Annotated in this window: 15 protein-coding genes; 11 read left to right on the top strand and 4 right to left on the bottom strand. The window is 59.5% G+C overall.

The annotated features are described in order from the left end of the window. Positions 1-141 precede the first annotated feature (141 nt). Positions 142-1782 (bottom strand): ABC transporter substrate-binding protein, encoded by a 1641-nt coding sequence (locus HUS57_RS00575; protein ID WP_173930993.1) that lies wholly within the window; start codon positions 1780-1782, stop codon positions 142-144. A 697-nt stretch (positions 1783-2479) separates the two neighbouring features. Between HUS57_RS00575 and HUS57_RS00570 the strand changes: the two genes are divergently transcribed. From HUS57_RS00570 to HUS57_RS00560, 3 genes are read left to right on the top strand one after another with little or no spacing between them, the layout of a single operon-like run. Beyond that, the gene (locus tag HUS57_RS00570; RefSeq protein ID WP_173930992.1) at positions 2480-3448 is read left to right on the top strand and encodes a tripartite tricarboxylate transporter substrate binding protein; all 969 of its coding nucleotides are present in this window, start codon (positions 2480-2482) and stop codon (positions 3446-3448) included. Positions 3449-3481: 33 nt separating this feature from the next. After that, on the top strand, positions 3482-3955 hold the full coding sequence (locus HUS57_RS00565; protein ID WP_173930991.1) for a tripartite tricarboxylate transporter TctB family protein: 474 nt from the start codon (positions 3482-3484) through the stop codon (positions 3953-3955). Positions 3956-4004: 49 nt separating this feature from the next. Then, on the top strand, positions 4005-5516 hold the full coding sequence (locus tag HUS57_RS00560) for a tripartite tricarboxylate transporter permease (RefSeq protein ID WP_173930990.1): 1512 nt from the start codon (positions 4005-4007) through the stop codon (positions 5514-5516). 506 nt (positions 5517-6022) lie between these two features. On the opposite strand, the gene HUS57_RS00555 is transcribed toward HUS57_RS00560, so the two are convergent. After that, a complete protein-coding gene (locus tag HUS57_RS00555) occupies positions 6023-7018 on the bottom strand; it encodes an enoyl-CoA hydratase/isomerase family protein (RefSeq protein WP_210256037.1) in 996 nt (331 codons plus the stop codon). A 26-nt stretch (positions 7019-7044) separates the two neighbouring features. Then, positions 7045-7875 carry an oxidoreductase gene (locus HUS57_RS00550; RefSeq protein WP_173930988.1) on the bottom strand — a complete coding sequence of 277 codons (831 nt, stop codon included), beginning with the start codon at positions 7873-7875 and terminating at the stop codon, positions 7045-7047. Between the two features lie 321 nt (positions 7876-8196). Between HUS57_RS00550 and HUS57_RS00545 the strand changes: the two genes are divergently transcribed. From HUS57_RS00545 to HUS57_RS00520, 6 genes are all read left to right on the top strand, one after another. After that, on the top strand, positions 8197-9231 hold the full coding sequence (locus tag HUS57_RS00545) for a Gfo/Idh/MocA family oxidoreductase (RefSeq protein WP_173930987.1): 1035 nt from the start codon (positions 8197-8199) through the stop codon (positions 9229-9231). A 2-nt stretch (positions 9232-9233) separates the two neighbouring features. Beyond that, complete coding sequence (locus HUS57_RS00540) at positions 9234-10049, top strand: GntR family transcriptional regulator (RefSeq protein ID WP_173930986.1); 816 nt, start codon at positions 9234-9236, stop codon at positions 10047-10049. Positions 10050-10104: 55 nt separating this feature from the next. Further along, positions 10105-10701, top strand: coding sequence for a DUF4286 family protein (locus tag HUS57_RS00535; RefSeq protein WP_173930985.1), 597 nt, complete (start codon positions 10105-10107; stop codon positions 10699-10701). 271 nt (positions 10702-10972) lie between these two features. Continuing rightward, positions 10973-12607: a thiamine pyrophosphate-binding protein gene (locus tag HUS57_RS00530; RefSeq protein WP_173930984.1), complete on the top strand. Its 1635-nt coding sequence runs from the start codon at positions 10973-10975 to the stop codon at positions 12605-12607. Positions 12608-12631: 24 nt separating this feature from the next. Further along, on the top strand, positions 12632-13402 hold the full coding sequence (locus tag HUS57_RS00525; protein WP_173930983.1) for an alpha/beta fold hydrolase: 771 nt from the start codon (positions 12632-12634) through the stop codon (positions 13400-13402). Positions 13403-14053: 651 nt separating this feature from the next. Then, the gene (locus HUS57_RS00520; protein ID WP_173930982.1) at positions 14054-14338 is read left to right on the top strand and encodes a hypothetical protein; all 285 of its coding nucleotides are present in this window, start codon (positions 14054-14056) and stop codon (positions 14336-14338) included. A 228-nt stretch (positions 14339-14566) separates the two neighbouring features. On the opposite strand, the gene HUS57_RS00515 is transcribed toward HUS57_RS00520, so the two are convergent. Beyond that, positions 14567-15835, bottom strand: coding sequence for a CoA transferase (locus HUS57_RS00515; protein WP_173930981.1), 1269 nt, complete (start codon positions 15833-15835; stop codon positions 14567-14569). Positions 15836-16276: 441 nt separating this feature from the next. Here HUS57_RS00515 and HUS57_RS00510 point away from each other — a divergent pair, with 441 nt between their 5' ends. Then, the gene (locus tag HUS57_RS00510) at positions 16277-17341 is read left to right on the top strand and encodes an aminopeptidase (RefSeq protein WP_173930980.1); all 1065 of its coding nucleotides are present in this window, start codon (positions 16277-16279) and stop codon (positions 17339-17341) included. 8 nt (positions 17342-17349) lie between these two features. Then, positions 17350-18141, top strand: a complete 792-nt coding sequence (locus HUS57_RS00505; RefSeq protein ID WP_173930979.1) for an alpha/beta hydrolase — start codon at positions 17350-17352, stop codon at positions 18139-18141. Positions 18142-18208: the final 67 nt, after the last annotated feature.

Here is an 18208-nt window from a genome sequence, read left to right as displayed (position 1 = left end):
CATCGTTCGGAAGCGTGGGCTAAGCGGGGCGGCATCATTATTGTCTCGACATCCCGGTGTTAGCGATTGCGTTTCATAATCCTTGGGCGCCGGATCCACGTGGAAGTGTTCGCCGGCGCCGAAGAAATCACGCGGGCCGATCTAGCGATTTGGGCTGCCGTTTACCGACCATACTGTGCGGCTGACGTCGAACACACCGTCGATGCTGGAGAACACATCCTTCCATTCAGCGCGATAAATGTTCGTATAGGGCATCTCCACGATCGGCAGGATCGGCAGGTCTTCCGAAAGGTGGCGCTGCACCTCAGCCCAAATCTTGGCTTCTTCCTCCGGACCCGAAGCCACCGTGGACTCCTCAAACAGCTTGTCTACCTCGGGATTTTCATACCCCATTGCATTTGCGGGGTAGATCCCGGGCTGGTGCTGGGAGGACAGCAGATAGCGCGGCAGGCCAAGATAGGGATGCGGGCCGGACGAGAACTGCTGCTCGGAGATCTTGTAGTCCCACCGTGTGTGGGTCTGCTCGATGAAGGCAGGCCGATCCATCGGCTGCGTGGTCATGCGGATGCCGACCTTGCTCAGATTGTCGTTGAAGACCTCTCCAACCTTGCCCGCATAAGGACGTCCGCTCATGTAGAGCAACGTCACTTCAAAGCGGTTGCCAGAGGCGTCACGCGTGTATCCGGCCTCATCTAGTAGACGCTCTGCCTCAGCGATATTTTCCTCCAGGCCGCCTTTGTCGTATGTGGCTAGCACTTCCTCGTTCCAGAAGGGCACCGTCTTGCCGATTGCGCTTCCAGTCGGTCGGGCCAGCCCATAATAGACAACCTGGTTGATGAGCTCGCGGTCCAGAAGATGGGCAAAGGCTTGCCGCACGCGCAGGTCGTCAAAAGGTTCCTGCTTCAGATTGAAGTGGAACATTTCGATGAGGCCCTGAAGACCGGCTCCATCGCTCGTAACAACGATATTCGGATCATTCTGCAGTTCAGGAATCGAGTTGTAGGCGACTGCATAGTAGTAGAGATAGTCGACCTCACCCTGCTTGAGGGCCAGAAGCCGCGCTGTTTCATCGGGCATGATGCGGATGATGAAGGAATCGACACGCGGCTGATCTTCGATGAAGTAGTTCTCATTACGAACCAATTCGATATGGCTGCCTCGCACCCATTCCTTGAACTTGAAGGGGCCTGTTCCGACGGGCGCCCAGTTCGCCTCGTTATTGGCGATGTCGGTCCCGTCATAGACATGCTTCGGCACGATCGGCATGGCGTAGTTGGACGCCCCGAAGACGGTGAGGAAGGGTGCGTAAGGGTGCTTGAGCTTGATTACGAAGGTGTCGGGATCAGGCGCTTCGTAGCTCTCCACCAGCGTATCGAGGGTCGACTGGTAGCGCGGGTGGGGCATGTAATCATCCCGCGTGCCAAGGAAGGTCCACAGCACATCCTCGGAGGTGAAGGGCTCGCCATCGTGCCAGGTGACGCCGTCGCGCAGATTGAAGGTGAACGTCGTACGGTCTTCCGAGACCTCCCACGACTCGGCAAGCACGCCCGTCGGATTTGCATCCATGTCCAGCCGGATGAGCGGATCGAATATGGGCGAAGTCGATATCTGCGGCTCCGCACCTTGCCAGAGCACCGGATTGAGCCCGCCCGGTTCGCCGGCGATTGCCGCAACGAAGGTGCCGCCATAGCGCGGCCCCTCAACATCCGCATTCGCATCCTGGGCGTGGGCATAGCCTCCCACCATCGCCACAAGGAACGCGGCCAAATACCTGCTTATCATTACTCTTCTCCCGTTTCCTCCCACCACGGCAGCGCCATGGTAGCCGACGCGAGCACACTTGCGCCGATTGCCGCCGATTTGCCGGAGGCGGAAATCCGCCTCGTTCCTGAACTTTGCGCCGCAGGCGCCGCTTCTCTCGGCTCGATCACTAGCAGCGCAGGCCCCCGCCACACCACGTTTCGCATGGCCCCGCTGGGACAGCCGAAACTTCAGAATGATCCACTTTTATAAATATGTCGACACTTAAAATGAACGCTCCGCCGAGGGAGAGCGCTTTTTTCTCATCCGCCAGAACTTACAGGCAAGAGCGGAGAGCCGATAAAGATGGTGAATGTCGCCGTAAAGTCTGCTTTTCAGGATAGCTTGTAAAAGCCACCATCGCGCGAAGGAAGATTTCGTGGAAGGCATGCGAGGCAAAGAAAGACACGGTTACGCCTGTCATTGCGCGCGCTACGGCCTTCCGGCTCCGCCCAGTGGGCCACCATAGTACGGGCCTTTCCGCGCGGGGCGCCCGGTCAGCGCCTGGTTCAAAGTCCAAGCATAGCACACTTTCCCCTCCGGTGCGGGAACATGCCAGATTCTTAGGGGCACCACTTCATCAAAAGTGTCGACAACTCCACTCGGTCAGATATGATGCATTTATGGGCGGCTGCAACTGGAGCCCATTTTGTAACAGGATTCTTTCAGGGAGGAATCAATGATCGTTCGTCGCACTTTTCTTGGTCTCGCGGCCGCCGCCTGCATCTTGACCGGCGCTGCGGCCGCTCAGGAGTGGCCATCCAAGCCCATCACGCTCGTCGTCCCCTTCGCACCCGGCGGAGCGACTGACGTTTCCGCGCGCATCCTCGCCGACCAGCTCAGCAAGGAGCTCGGCCAGTCCGTGGTCGTGGAAAACCGTACAGGCGCCGCGGGTAATATCGGCGTGGCCTATGGCGCCGCTGCCGCCCCAGACGGCTACACGCTGCTTTATGCGACCATGGGCACCATGACGACGAATCCGCATCTTTACGAAACGGATTTCGACGTGATGGAAGACCTTGTTCCGATCTCAAAGACCTTCGAGGTCGATCACGTGCTGGTGGTCCGTCCCTCGCTCGGCGTCGATACGCTTGAGGAACTAATCGCCCTGGCGAAGGAAAAGCCGGAAGAACTTTCCTATGGATCGGCCGGGATCGGCTCCTCCGTGCAGATGTTCGCGGTCATGCTGGAGATGATGGCGGACATTGAAATGCGTCAGGTGCCCTACAAGGGTTCGGCGGAAGCCCGCGTGGCCGTGGTGTCCGGTGAGGTCGACATGGTGATGGACTCACCGCCCTCCGCACTGCCGCATATCGAATCTGGCGAACTGGTCGCCATTGCGGTGACCAACTCGCGGCGAAACCGGACGCTGCCTGATGTGCCAACGATGCAGGAGGCGGGTCTTGAAGGTTATGAGGCGGCTGCCTGGGGTGCTCTCATGGCTCCGGCCGGGACGCCTGACGAGGTCATCCAGAAGGTGAGCGAGGCTACGCAGGCCGCTCTTGCCAATGAAGAGGTTATCAACCGTTATCACGACAGCGGCCTTGATCCAGTCTCCTCCTCGCCAGAGGAATTGCGCGATCTCATCATCGCGGACACAAAGCGCTGGGGCGAGATTGTCGAAGCTGCGGGTATTCGCGTCGAATAGGGCGGATCGTGCCGGGGCGCTGGAGGAGAAAGCATGCTCAAACGCGATTTCGCCGGCGGGCTCACTTTGCTGGCATTTGCGGGCGTCTATGCGCTCGCAGCCAGCAATCTGAGCATGACGAGTTCACTGGGAATAGGCTCAGGCCTGTTTCCCATGATGCTCGCGGGGCTTCTGGTTCTTTTCGGCGTAGCAATGACCGTCCAGGCCCTTAGGGCAGACCCTTCGAGCGAAGAGGAGGAGCACCCGGGCGAAGCGGGCGGGCCGGTACCGCTGCGCGGCATCCTGCTGGTTGCGGCTGCCCCACTCATCTTCGCGCTTATTGTCGTGCCGCTAGGCCTTGCCCCGGCGCTGGGTGTTTCCGTGTTCGCCGCCGCACTCGCCAATCGCACGACAACATTGGTCGGCGCGCTCGGCGTCTCACTCGCCATGGTGCTTTTCTGCCTTGCGCTTTTCCGATGGATGCTCGGCCTGCCGCTGCAGATGTTCGGCCCATTGCTTGCGTTCTGAGCCCTGAGGCAAGCCGGAAGAGGCGCAACAACATATCGGGACAGGATTGATGGAGATACTGGCAGGCCTGGGCATCGGTTTCAACGCTGTCTTCTCATTTGAAAATCTTCTTTATTGCCTCGTGGGTGCCATTCTCGGAACGGCGATCGGGGTGCTGCCGGGGATCGGCGCAACAGCCACGATAGCGCTGCTTCTGCCGATCACCTTCGCGCTCGATCCGCTGCCTGCACTCATCATGCTGGCCGGCATTTATTACGGCTCGCAATATGGCGGATCGACCACCGCCATTCTGGTACGCATTCCGGGGGAAGGTTCTTCCGTCGTTACGGCGATAGACGGCTACAAGATGGCGCAGAAGGGCCGCGCGGGTCCCGCACTCGCCACAGCCGCGCTCGGCTCGCTCTTCGCCGGTACGGTGGCGACCTTTCTCATTGCTCTTTTTGCCCTTCCTCTGTCGCATCTGGCGCTGCGCTTTGGCGCAGCCGAATATTTCGCCCTGATCGTGCTCGGGCTCGTTGCTTCCTCAACCCTGGCGCACGGTCCGGTACTGAAGTCGCTCGCCATGATCATCGTAGGCATCATGCTGTCGATGGTAGGCACCGATCTGTACACAGGCAGCCATCGCTTGACATTCGGCTACATGGCGCTGGCAGACGGCATCAGCTTTGTCGTTATCTCCGTTGGCTTGTTCGGCATCGGTGAGATCATCCGCAATCTGGAGAATACCACCCAGCAGGACCTGACCACGACTCGCGTGAAAGGTCTCTTCCCCACGCTGCGGGATTTCCGCCTGATGACGCCCTCCATACTTCGAGGCACGGCCATCGGCTCTTTTCTCGGACTCCTGCCCGGAGCGGGTGCGACGCTTTCCTCTTTCGCGTCCTATTCCGCGGAAAAGCGCTTCGCAAAGGGGCCGGTCAAGGTTGGAGATGGGGCGATCGAAGGCGTAGCGGGACCTGAATCGGCAAACAATGCTGCCGCTCAGACCTCCTTCATTCCCATGCTGACGCTCGGCCTGCCGGCCAATCCGGTCATGGCACTGATGATCGGGGCGCTCATCATCCAGGGCATCCGCCCAGGACCGACTGTGATCTCAAGCAATCCCGAGCTCTTCTGGGGCCTGGTAGCATCCATGTGGATCGGCAACATCTTTCTCGTCATCCTAAACCTGCCGCTGATCGGGCTTTGGGTAAGACTGTTGCTCATCCCCTACAGATACCTGTTTCCCGCCATCATCGCCTTCTGCATGGTCGGGGTCTATGCTGTTTCGCTCTCCACGGTGGAGGTGGTGCTCGTCTCCTTCTTCGGGCTGATGGGCTACGCGTTGATGCGGCTGCGTTTCGAACCAGCACCACTGCTGATGGGCTTTGTCCTCGGACCGCTTCTGGAAGAGCAGTTCCGACGCGCCTTGATCATCTCGCGAGGCGACCCTCTGATATTCATCGAACGGCCGATCAGTGCCGGCCTATTGGGCTGTTCGCTTCTTGCTCTCGTATTGATGGCGCTGCCTGGACTACGCAAGAAGCGCAACGTGGTCTTCCAGGAGCCAGAAAGCATTTGACCGCAAGAGGCAGGACCAGCCTGGAGCACGCCTCGCTATCGATGAGTCGATTGAGATGTGACGTTTTGCGTTGGCGGGTGCTTCAGGGTCCGCTTTGGCGCAGGTGGGTGATGGGAAGAACAATGAGCGCGGGAGGATGGCGTACCGCATGGGTTGTTCGGTAGACATTGACTAGGCGTGCGTCGCGCCTGCAGGCTCTAAAGGGCTGCTGCGCGCAAAGGCCGAAAGAACATCGCTGCCCTAGGGACACGATCGCCTCGATCCTCGGCCGCTTCACTCCACAGAATGCGCGAAATTGCTTCAAGCTTCCGGATATGCACCATATTAAAATATGCACCATATTAAACCGGATGTGCTCTAGCTCGGCGGCGTTTAGCCTATCCCGTAGGACGAGAGCCAGGTTAATTACCGGACACGGAACGCCCTTGGAGAAAGTTGCAATATCGAACCTTGCGAAGGGTTGAGCGACCGCTTGAGGCCAGCCGGCGCATGATGCGCTGCCGGTTCTATCTGCGTTGCCAATTTGGCTGCCGGTCCTTGTCCACAAGAGCGGCCCGGACACCTTCCGCAAAGTCGAGATGGGCGGTGGAGACGCGAACCAGTTCAAGTTCCGCTGCAAGGCATTCTTCGAGCGTCCGCCCTCTACCGGCCCGCAAACTTTCGAGAGTCCACTGCAGCGAGGCCGGGGAGCGCTGCTCAAGTACGTCCAGCGTCTGCCGAGCCCATTCGGTATCCTGCGCACGCAGGCGTTCGAATACGCCTTCCACCGTGTCAGCACTGAAACCGGCATCGATCGCCTCGCGATGGGGCGCCAGGGAGAAAGGCGGCAGCGGCACCGTCAATTCAGCAAGGGCAGATTCGCCGCCTTCTGCAAAAGCCTGCGCTGCTCGTTCATGGTCCTTGCCCGGTACGTAGTGGGTGGCAAGGCCGAGATGCACGGCGTCCGCTCCGCTCAGCCGGGCACCCGTCATGCCCAAATAACGGCCAATGGCTCCTGGAAGACGGGAAAGGAAATACGTCGCTCCGGCATCGGGGAAGAAGCCGATCAGCGTCTCCGGCATGGAGAAGCTCGCTCCCTCCCCCGCCACGCAGTATCGGCTGTGGACCGCAAGCGCCATGCCACCGCCAAAACAGATGCCGTTCACAATCGACAATATGGGTTTCGGATAGATCGCAATTGCTAGGTCGAGCGCATATTCGGCTGCGAAATAGTCCTCGATGGCATCGTATTCGCCCGCGCGGGCATGAGCCCACATCGCCCGCACGTCAGCGCCTGCAGAGAAAGCTCTGTCTCCCGCGCCCTTTAGGATGACTGACTTTACCGAAGCGTCCCGGCGCCAGTTGCCGAGCGTTTCGGCAAGCGCATCCACCATGGCCTGGCTCAACGCATTAAGCGCCCTTGGCCTGTCGAGCACGATTATCCTGGCTGACCCTAGTTCCTCTGTGCGAATGGGACGGTCTTCACCGTCACTTCTCCCGTTCCCCAATGTTTCCTCTCCCATCCCATATCTTCACACTCTGAAGAAAATCAACTGCTGAAGCTGGTGGCGCGGCTGCGTTCTTCCCAGGCGGCAATCTCGGCGCCGAGCTGCTCCAGCTTTCTTTGCGCCCGTTCAATGGCGGCTCCGCCGACCACCAGATGCAAGGGCGGGCTATCCATGGCTGCAATGTCGCAGATGAGTTCTGCCGCCTTGGCGGGATCGCCTGGCTGGTGGCCGTTGGACGCGCGCAACGCCGCGATTCGCTCGCCTGCTGTACTCTCATAGTCGGGAATGGAGCGCGCCGCCTGACGAATGGAACTGCCATTAAATTCCGTACGGAACGGACCAGGCTCCACAATCGTCACCTTGATGCCCAGGGGCGAAAGTTCCGCGTGCATTGCTTCGGATATTCCCTCCAGGGCGAATTTCGTGGCGCAATAGATGCCGGTTCCAGCGCCCGAAGCCAATCCTGCCATGGATCCGATATTGATGACATGCCCAGTGCGATTTTCACGCATATGGGCAAGAACAGGGCGGGTCACGGAAAGCAGGCCGAAGACATTAGTCTCGAATAGGGCACGTGCCTCCGCGTCGCTCACCTCCTCCACTGCGCCGTGAAATCCTCTACCGGCATTGTTGACGAGCACGTCTATCCGCCCTGCCCAGGCGAGGGCCTCCTCAATCCCCCGGCTGATGCTTTGGGAATCCTCTACGTCGATCCGAACGGCCAGTGCCCTGTCGGGCACTTCCCTCGCAAGCGCGCGAGCGCCTTCAATATTCCGCGCACTGACCACCACCCGGTCGCCGCGGTGCAGCGCTGCTTTTGTGATTGCCGCTCCCAAGCCACCCGAGGCGCCCGTCACCAGCCAGGTCTTCATCCTTTACTCCCTTATGATGATTCTTCGACACTCCAGACGGAGGTTGGCAGCGTGAATATTGCGCATTATTGCTAAAGTGTCGACTTTCTATAATCCTGCCCAAGTCGGAATTCTCCCTCTTGGGTCACCCAAACTTTTCTTCCCTCAACGCAAGAAGTTTCGTCCACACAAGAAACCAGCCATCTTCCGCGATCCGCAAGAACGACAAGCGTCCTCTTGACAAACGTCGCGCCACGAAAGCGCTTGCAACAACGCCCCAAAAAGTCGACACTTGTCCCTCGACAATGCAATCTCGTGCCAACAGGAAGAGATCCGCGCACCATGAAAGTTGTCTTCGCTGGCGTAAGCCATTGGCATACGCCGCTCTACCTCGAACCGCTGCTGCGGCTGGAGAGCGTCCAGCTTTCCGGCGTTTGCGATCCCGATGCGCAGGTGGCGGCCTCGCTTGCGAATCGGTACGGATGCATATCTGAGACCAGTCTTGAGCGGCTCTGCGCCTCCGCCCGCCCGGATCTCGCATTCGTGCTGGGAAAGCACTCCGCCATGGCCGAGTCCGCCAGCTATCTTATCGGCGAGCGTATTCCTTTCGTGATCGAGAAGCCGGCAGGCATCGGCGCAGGAGAGGTCGAAGGCATCGCACGGGAAGCCGAAAAAGCCGGGGTCTTTGCAGCCGTGCCCCTTGTCTTCCGTTCCAGCGGCTTCATGCAGGCGGTGCGTGAAACTGCAGGTGGCGAGAAAGTGCTTTATGCCGGGTTCAAGTTCATTGCGGGGCTTACCTCGCGCTACCGTGAGGCAGGCTGCGAGTGGATGTTCGACCGGCAAGAAGCGGGCGGCGGCTCCCTTACCAATCTTGGCGTGCATTTTCTCGATCTGATGCAGGTGCTGACCTCCGTGGACGATACAAGCGTTTCCTCCGCAGAATTCATGAACTTCAGCGGTGAAGGTAACGTCGAGGACTTTGCCGCCGTGACTCTTCGCAATGGCGGCGCGCTTGGCCACGTTGAGACGGGTTATCTATATCCAGCTCCTACAGGCATTTTTGACATGCACTTCTCCGTGCGCACTGAGAACCATTATTTCACCGCGACCGGGCCCGGCGCAATCGACATTTGCGATCTGGCCGGAAACCGCCGGCGCATCGCCGGTACGACAACCAACATCGAGATATATCCTCAATTCGTGCGCGACGTCGTGCGACGCTTGCGGGAAGGCCTTCCGCCGGTCGCAGATCTGAGTGATATGGCCAAGGTAGTGAGATTACTGGACAGCGCATATGCAACCGGAGGAAAATCGGGAGAAAAGCGCGGCACACCTGATGAGCCGCTAGCGATGCTGGAGGAAACTGCGGGGAAATAGCCATGCAAAATCCAGACGACGATAACCGTCCCTCCGGAGAAACCATATTCCGGCCGGAATGGGTAGAGAACGGCGCGGAACGCACAGAATCCTTCCGCAACGCTGCGGCTATGGTACGCCGCGTCGTGGCGCAACGGCATGTCCGGCCATCCCTCGTATCGGAGCTTGCCTGCGAGATTGGTGCCGAGATCATCGAGGGCATCCGGCAGCCAGGCGAGGACCTGAATTCGGTTGACCTATCCACCCAGTACCGCACCAGCCGCACGCCGATCCGCGAAGCCCTTATGCTTCTGGAAAAGGAAGGCCTTGTCGACATTCCGCCGCGACGGCGCCCGAGAGTCATGAAGTGGAACGCCTCAGCGGTGCGTGACATTTATCACACCCGTTCCGCGCTGCTGGAACTGGTTGTGGCCAAGGTTGCCGTTACGGCCACGCCCGAGCAGATCGACGAACTTGCAGACCAGCTTGAAATCATGAAGGCCGACTGCGCGGCACGGAACTATTCCGCGTATTTGTGGAGCAACACCGACTTTCACGAGAAAAACAACAGGATAGCCAACAATCAGGTGGTCACGCGCATACTGGATTCCCTTCACCTGCGCTCGCTTTCCTTCCGCAAGCTCAGCCTGTCACGGCCGGAAGGCATCGAGCGGTCCTGCCGCGACCATAGCTATCTCCTTCAGGCCTATCGTGATCGCGACCCCGTTCTTGCCCAGGCCATCATGCGCTCCAACATCGCAGGCGCCTTGAAGCGGCTCGAAGGCTTCCTCGCCGCGGAGGAAGCGACCAGCAAACGTGGCCAGCGCAGCAAACGTTGAGCCGCACAGGGAAAGCAATCACCAACAACGCCTGTAAGAATGAGGTGAGGAGCAGATGGACAACGCGCAATACGGCTTTCTCCTTGTCATGATGCAGCCGCCGCCGGCGATGGAAGAGGAATTCAACGAATGGTATGATACGGAACATGTGCCGGAACGGCTGGCTGTGCCTGGGTTTCTCTCGGCGCGCCGCTTTGTCAGCGTCGATGGTCATCCCCGCTATCTGGCAATGTACGATCTGGAAAGGCCAGATGTACTGGACAGCGAAGCCTACAAAGCAGTCTCAGGCGAATCATCCAGCCCCTGGACAAAGCGTGTCACCAGCCGCGTCCTAGTCGACCGGCGGATCGGCCGGCAGATCGAACCAGGTAACGCCCTCACCGGACGCGCCTCCCGCCTCATGGTCCTGCGTTTTCATGGAATTGCCGGAAACGGGGAAGCGGAGTTGGTCACCACGCTGCGCGAGGCCTTCGGCAAGCACTTGGAGACTACCAGGTTGCGCGTGTTCGCCTGCAGCGAGAGCGCCGATCATTACGTACTGGTCGAGGCGCATGCGCCAATCGCCATCGGTGTGTTGCTGCCGCGGCTGGGGCGCTTTGCCGACGCGTTGGATCTTGCCACCACCTACGCGCCCTACGATCCCAGGCTTTGAACGGCTTCTCTCGCAGAACAAACGTCTGCATCTGAGAGGCTGCCGTTGAGCAGCATCATCATTGTCCCGCGCTCCATTTCTGTCGACAGTTATAGGCTGTTTTCTCTGAATATGCTTATGTACTGTCTGTAGATATATGTTATGTCGACAAGATGGCCGCTCAACTATAGCATACCAATTAGCCAACTAGCCGTACGAACGGCCCCGGCTATCCGTCAGGCTGGAAGAGCGGGCAGTCCGGCAAGGATGGAACGGGAAAGGGGTATTAGCGATGGTCAAGGGATACGAGCTGTTCGGACAGGCAGTGGCAGCCGAAGGGAGTGACGTCGGCTTCTTCCTCATGGGCGGCCCCTCCAATGACGCGATCAAAGCGTGCACGGCGCAGGGCGTGCGCATGATCGACGTACGCCACGAGCAGGCAGCGGCGATGATGGCGCAAGCCTATGCGCGCATACGGGCAAAACCCGGTTTCTGCGTCGCCGCGTCTGGTCCGGGCACTATCAATCTTTCCACCGGCCTTGCCAATGCGCTGATCGATTGTGCCCCTGTCGTCGCTTTTGGTGGGTCGAGCCCGATTGGCCAATATGCACGCGGCGCCTTCCAGGAAATCGACCAGCTTGCGATCATGAAGCCGGTAACGAAATTCGCCGAGCGTGTTCATGACGCCGCCCGCATTCCCGAATATGTGGCGCGTGCTTTCCGCATTGCGGCGTCCGGAAAGCCCGGCCCCGTTTATCTCGACCTGCCGGGCGACGTGCTTTACGCAGATGTGGACGAGGCTTCCGTCCGCTGGCCGCGGAAGCAGCCGCAGGCGAAGCCGGCGGCCGACCCCGCAGAGATAGCGCGGGTTGTCGAACTGCTTGGCAAGGCCGAGCGTCCGCTGCTTCTGACCGGTAGCGGCATCATCTGGTCGCAAGCTTCCGAAGTCCTGCAGGCCTTCGTGGAGGCAACGGGCATCCCCTTCTACACCACCCCGCAGGGGCGTGGTGTCATCCCCGAGGATCACGACTTCTTCTTTCCGCTTGCGCGCTCAGCGGCGTTTCGCGAAGCAGACCTCGTGATCGTTGCGGGAACGCGGCTCAACTACGTCTTCTCCTATGGCGAGCCACCGCGCTTTTCCGAGAATGCGCGGCTCGTTCGGATCGACATAGATCCGGCAGAGATCGACAGCTCGCTCCGCCTTGAAGCGGGACTGGTCGGAGACGCCGGACAAGTGCTTAACCAATTGCGCAGCGCGGCGGAAGGCAAGTTGGACCCCGAACGCTATGCCCCCTGGCGGGAACGTCTTGCTGCGGAAAACCGGCGCAAGGAAGAAAAGCACGAAGCATCGCTTTCCAGCGATCAAACGCCGATCCACCCGCTCAGGCTGTGCAAGGAGATCCGCGACTTCATCTCTCGCGATGCAATTCTGTGCGTGGACGGTCAGGAGATCCTGAACTACGGCAGGCAGACGATTCCCAGCTACCGTCCGGGTCATCGTCTGAATTCTGGGCCCTTCGGGACGATGGGCGTCGGCTTGCCTTTCGGGCTCGGTGCGAAGGCGGCAGCGCCGGAGCGCGATGTAGTGGTGCTCCACGGCGACGGGTCCTTCGGACTCAATGGGCTGGAAATCGACACGGCAGTTCGCCACAAGCTGCCAGTCCTCATCGTTATCAGCCTGAATGGCGGCTGGACTGCGGATCCCGAACGGAAGAAGCCCGGCCGCGACCTGGGCTATACTCGGTTTGACCAGATGGCAGAGGCCTTCGGCTGCTATGGGGAGTATGTGGAGCGGCCGGAGGGTATCCGGCCCGCTCTCGAACGGGCGGCGGCCGAGGTCGCCAAGGGGCGTGTCGCGCTCGTCAATGTGGTAACCGACTGGCGGGCCCGAGCGGGCACTGCTAACTTCACCAATTACAGCACCTAGGAACATGGCCGGGAGGAGGAGGTCGTGACGCCCCAAACGCTCAACTATGAAATCAGTGGCTCCGGACCGAGGGTCGTCCTCATTCACCCTGCCGGGCTTGACCTAACGGGCTGGGACGAGGTCGCTGCCCTGCTTTCGCCGCGGTTTCGCATTTTGCGGCTTGACCTGGCAGGTCATGGGGCCTCGTCGCCCGCGCGCGCCGGCATGACGCTGGCCGACTATGCAGGGGATGTTTACCACACGTTGAAGCAGGCGGATTTTCTGCCGGCCGCCATAGTGGGCCTCTCTGTTGGCGGCATGGTCGCCCAGGAGTTGGCGCTCGCCTATCCGGAAGCGGCATCGCGGCTGGTTCTGGCCGGCTGCCCTGCCACCCTTCCGCCTCAGGCGCGCCCCGTGCTGGCTGCCAGAGGCAGCGCTGCGCTCGCGATGGGGATGGAAGCGATTGTGGACGAGACGCTGCAACGCTGGTTCACGCCGGCATTTCTCGAAAGTGGGGGAGCGGAAGCCGTGCGGCAGCGACTGCTTGCCGATGATCCGGCCGGCTGGAACGCCGTCTGGGAAGCGATCAGCCAGGTAGATATCGAACCCCGCCTTCATCGGATCAATGTTCCCACCCTATGCATTGCAGGACGGCACGATCCCGCCTCGCCCCCGGCGGTGCTACAGGCGATTGCAGAGCGGATCCCCGGCGCTCGGCTGACAGTTCTCGAAAATGCGCCGCACATGATGCAGGTGGAATGCCCGCAAGATTTCGCCGCAGCGGTAGACAGCTTCCTCTCCGAGATGAAGATTTAGAGCGCAGGCGCTTGGCTTTTCGTCCACAGCCATAGTGGTGCCATGTTGGTCTTTGATCCAGGTCTCGTCGATGAACACCAGGCGTCTGGGATCGAGACCGGGCTGAACGGCACGCCAGCCTTGCCGCCGGGAGAAATGCCGGCCGCGTTCTCCCCGGCGAACAGCGTTTTTCTTGAACGGCAGCCTCTCGCGGCGCAAAAATCGCACTATCGTGCGCTATCATCACCCCATCCACTGCCAGCTCTTCCCTCGGCTTGTGCAGCGTCGGATGCGGCATCTGGCTGATCCGCTCGGCGATGAAAGTCCGGCCGGCTCCAGAACGCGCTTGCGGCGCCCGCCCATCTTGTCTTATCCGGCTAACAGTCCCGCCTAGGCGGTGAGGCTGGACCACTTCGCCGCAGACCACACCGTCGGGCAACGTTCCCGCGCCTTGATCGCCAGAACTACGCTTGCGAAGATCATTCGAAAGAGGTCGCGCCAACCGATGCTGGTCGCCACTCAATAAGCATCTTCAATCACAATACACAGTAAGCCGGAATCCCCTCCGATTCAGACACAGCCTGAACCGCTTGTCACTTTCTTCGCTAAGCCAGCGAACATGAACCGCTGGGAAAGGGTTGCGTCCCTTCCTAAGCGGCGAGAGGCGGATCGATGAACCTCCGGCTATCCAGTTTCGAGCTAAAGGTAATCGCCGCCGTCTTTCTCTTTGGTCCTGACGATACCTGGAGTTTGGCTCCGGAGGACAAGCAAAAGATGACCAACGATAGCATCGGCGTCGACATCTCAAAAGCCAATCTCGATGCCTACCGCGTGAGCGAGGGCACCAGCCGCCGCTTCACCAATGACGGAGCGGCCACAGCGCCCTACTGTCATGGCTCGGCGCATCCTATCCGGGCGATCTACGAGCCGGCGGGACCTCTATCGCCGCGCTTTTGAGCGTGGGCTCGCCGACGCGTGGTCAAGGTGAACCCGCGCCAGGCAAAACGGTTTTCCGAAGCCACTGGCAAAGCTCGCCATGACCGATCTGGTGGACGCAGGGATGCTGGCGCGCATGGGCGTCGCACAAACTAAAACCTGCAGGTTTCCTATTTGGTAGGCCGGGCAGGGTTCGCCGCGTAAATTAGCAGCTCCCGATGCGAACGGGAGCTGCTAAGATCCTTTAGGTTAGATCACTTCCTCTTCCGCAAGTCCTGCAATTTCAGCTTCCGAAAGCCCGAGCAGACCACGGTAAACATCGTTATTATCGGCGCCAAGGAGAGGCGCCGCCTTGGTCTCTATTGGCGAATCCGACATGCGTACGGGACAACCGGGCATAGTAAAGTCCCCGCGCACCGGATGCTGGACCGTGACGAAGGCGCCCTGCTTGCGAAGCACGGGATCCTCATAAAGCTCCATCGTATCGAAGACGGCGCCCGCCGGCACCCCTGCTTCGCCAAGCTCCTTCATGCAGGTATGCTTGTCCCTCTGAAGCGACCATTCCGTTACCAGCTTATTGATCTCATCCTGATGCTGGAAGCGAAGCTGCGGACTGGCAAAGCGCGGATCGTCCATGAGCTCCTCCCGCCCCATTACCTTAAGCAGGGCGTGCCACTGATGATTTCCCGCGCGGCTGGTATAAATGAGGCAGTAATCATTCGGCCCGCCTCCCTTGCATGGATAAACCTCGCAAGGGGCGCTAGCTCCCATGATGTGCGCGTTTCCACGGCGCGGTACCGGAGCCTTGAAAATGTCCTGTGCGGCATAAAGGATGCGGCCGAAATTGATGACCGCTTCCTGCATGACGATCTCGATCCGCTGTCCTTTCCCGGTGCGCTGACGTTGCCAAAGCGCGGCAAGTATCCCCACCGAGCAATGCAGGCCGCTTCCGGTGTCGCCTACATTCACGCCCGGCGTAAGCGGCCGTCCGTCCGCGTCGCCCGTTACCGAAAGGCTACCCCCCACCGCTTGCGCAATGTTGTCGAAGGCGAGCAGGTTCGCATAGGGTCCGGACGGATTGAAGCCCTTTACCTGTGCGTAGATGATGCGCGGATTGATCTTCTGCACTTCTTCGTAGGAGAAACCAAGCCGCTCGATCACACCGGGGCCGAAATTCTCGATGAAGACGTCCGCCTTCTCGATCAGCCGGCGCAGAAGCTCCTTGCCCTTCTCATGCTTCAGATTGCATGTGACGCTGCGCTTGTTAGCGTTGAGCAGCATGAAATAGACAGAATCGACTTCCGGGTCATCCGTCGAGGCGCGGCGGCCTTGCTCTCCCTTTACCGGCGGCTCGACCTTGATCACATTGGCGCCGAGCCAACCCAACATCTGAGTGCAAGAGGGTCCCGCCTCGAACTGGGTCAGATCGACGACTGTAATATCTCTTAGGGCTTTCTCCCCAATCCCCGCGGCGAATTGCTCTCCCGCTCTTTCATGCATCGAACTGCTGTTAGGCATTCTGATCCCTCGTTCCTTCGCCAGCACAAAATCTGAGCGCGGCCGGGTCCGCTACTGGTTCAAGCCTAGTCTCGCTCCGATGTTTTGTCGACACTATCTTTCCAAAATCAAGCGAAATTGTCCATATGTAACGGATATAAGGTACAAGAAGTCGACACAGTTGAAGCTTTTACGCTCAACCCGCAAATGACACGGCGTAAGCGGATCCTGCCATCGCTTGCAAGATCGAAAGTCGACACATTTTGGTTTTCTATCACAGAGAACAAAAAACTCGTTGATGCTTTTCATGCGCGTTAACATCATTTTTTCTTATAAAACAAGTGCTTAATAGTACACACCCGGAGTCTTTCAGCTTCAATTGCTTGTTGACACTTTCCTAAAATGTCGACTTCATGCGAGGTTGCAACGGCAAATCCGCGCATCTTGACAGGGAGTGGGCTCATGAGTTTGGCGACAGGCGGGATGATAAGCGGGACGTTGGAATATCTCCGGCGCCCCCTTGTCAGAAACATCGAGGCGGGGAAGAAGGTTCTGGTACTGTCCGATTTCGATCACGATCCGCGCGTTTGGCAGGCGGTGATGACCATCCTTGCCGATATCGGTGCGGATGCCACGCTCACCCTTTTCGAGCGACGCCCGGCCGATTATTACGACCCGCCATCAGCCGTCGTAGAAGCCATGATGAAGTCGGATTTCAATATCCTTCTTGCCTCCACCGGAATGCTGCATTCCTCGGCCAGCTTCAATGCGATGGCCGCAGGCATCCCGTCCATCTGCATGGATGGCGGAATGACACTGGAGATGTTTCAGTCGGGTGCCGTGACGGATGACATGAGAATGATCGCCGTGCGCAAGCACTATGTCTCGAAGAATGTCTTCGGCTCCAATGCCAGGATGTGCCGCGTGACCTCCGACTATGGAACCGACTTCACCTACAGCGTCGAGAACCGCATAACCCTTCCGCCGCTACCCGGGTCCGACTTCGATCAATACAAGATTATAGATTTCGCAAAGGACGAGAACCGTCCGGGCAACAACCTGCTCTACTATCTTTTCCCGACGGGCGAGTTCAATGTCGCTCCCGTCGAAGGCAGCGCTAATGGCAAATTGGTCATCGATCTGACTATGCACCATATCGGGCGGCTCCTGACGCCGATCGAGCTCACGGTAAAGGATGGACGAGTGGTCGGGATCGATGGGGGGCCCGAAGCCCGCATCCTGCGCGACTATCTGGAAACCTATGGCGACGAGAACGCCTATATGTGCCCCGCAGAAGCCTCCATCGGTGTCAATGCCAAGGCAGTCGTCCGCGGCATACAACGAGAGGACAAAAACATCTGGGGCACGTTGCATTTCGGCCTCGGCACCAATGTCGATGTCGGTGGCTCAATCAAGTCCAAGATTCACATGGATGGCGTGATCCTGCATCCGACGCTGGAGGTCGACGGGGTCAAGAAGATCGAGCGTGGCCGCTTCTTGGTACCGATCGAACGGGAAATGGACTAAGCTTTTACATGCCGAACATGACGGAAGGCACGCTTGCGTATGATGTCGAGGGTGAGGCGGGAGGCATCCCCCTCATACTCGTTCATCCGCTCGGGGCAGACCGCCGGTTCTGGGAGGAGTGCCGCCGCTTGTTTGGCGGAGGTGTGCGCGCCATTGCCTGCGACCTTCGCGGTGCGGGCAGCTCGCCCGCGGCTACGGCACCCGTAACGCTGGAGCGTAGTGTCCAAGACATAGCTTTGCTGAAAACGCATCTTGGAATCGAACGGGCAGTGATGATCGGCTGTGCGGTGGGCGCTATGGTTGCCGCCCTTTACGCCGCTCGCCATCCCGAGCGGACTGCCGGGCTCGTCATGGCAAACCCCGGAATCAAGATATCCGAAGCGGCGGGGGCTGACCTTGCGGAAAGAGCACGAAAGGTCCGCTGCGAAGGCATGCAGGCGCTTCTGCCCGGGGCCATCGACAATGCGTTTGCGGGATGCACCGACGAAGCGAACCGGCGGCGCTATGAACAGCGCTTCCTGTCCCATGATCCCGATGGTTATGCGTGGGCGGCACTTGGATTACAGGGAGCGGATCTCACGGGAGTGCTTGGCCTGATACGCTGCCCCACAATGCTTGTGCCCGGCGGCCTCGACGGGCTCTTCCCAGCGGCCATGCACGCGCAAGAAATAGCCCGACAGGTTGCGGACGCGGAACTTGTGGCGTTCGAAGACGGCGCGCACTTCATTCCCTATCAGCAGCCCGGGCGCTTCGGCGAAACCGTCTCGTCCTTTCTCGACCGCCATCGGCTTCGTGGCTGATGGAGGACGCGATCCGGTTCCTGCTCTAGCCGAAGGCCAACACGCATGAAGACGAGTGCAATGGCAT

The sequence above is a fragment of the Chelativorans sp. Marseille-P2723 genome (assembly GCF_902809845.1).
Classification (GTDB): domain Bacteria; phylum Pseudomonadota; class Alphaproteobacteria; order Rhizobiales; family Rhizobiaceae; genus Chelativorans.
The sequence above is the reverse complement of the archived record's forward strand: the minus strand, read 5'-3'. Positions and strand labels throughout refer to the sequence as shown.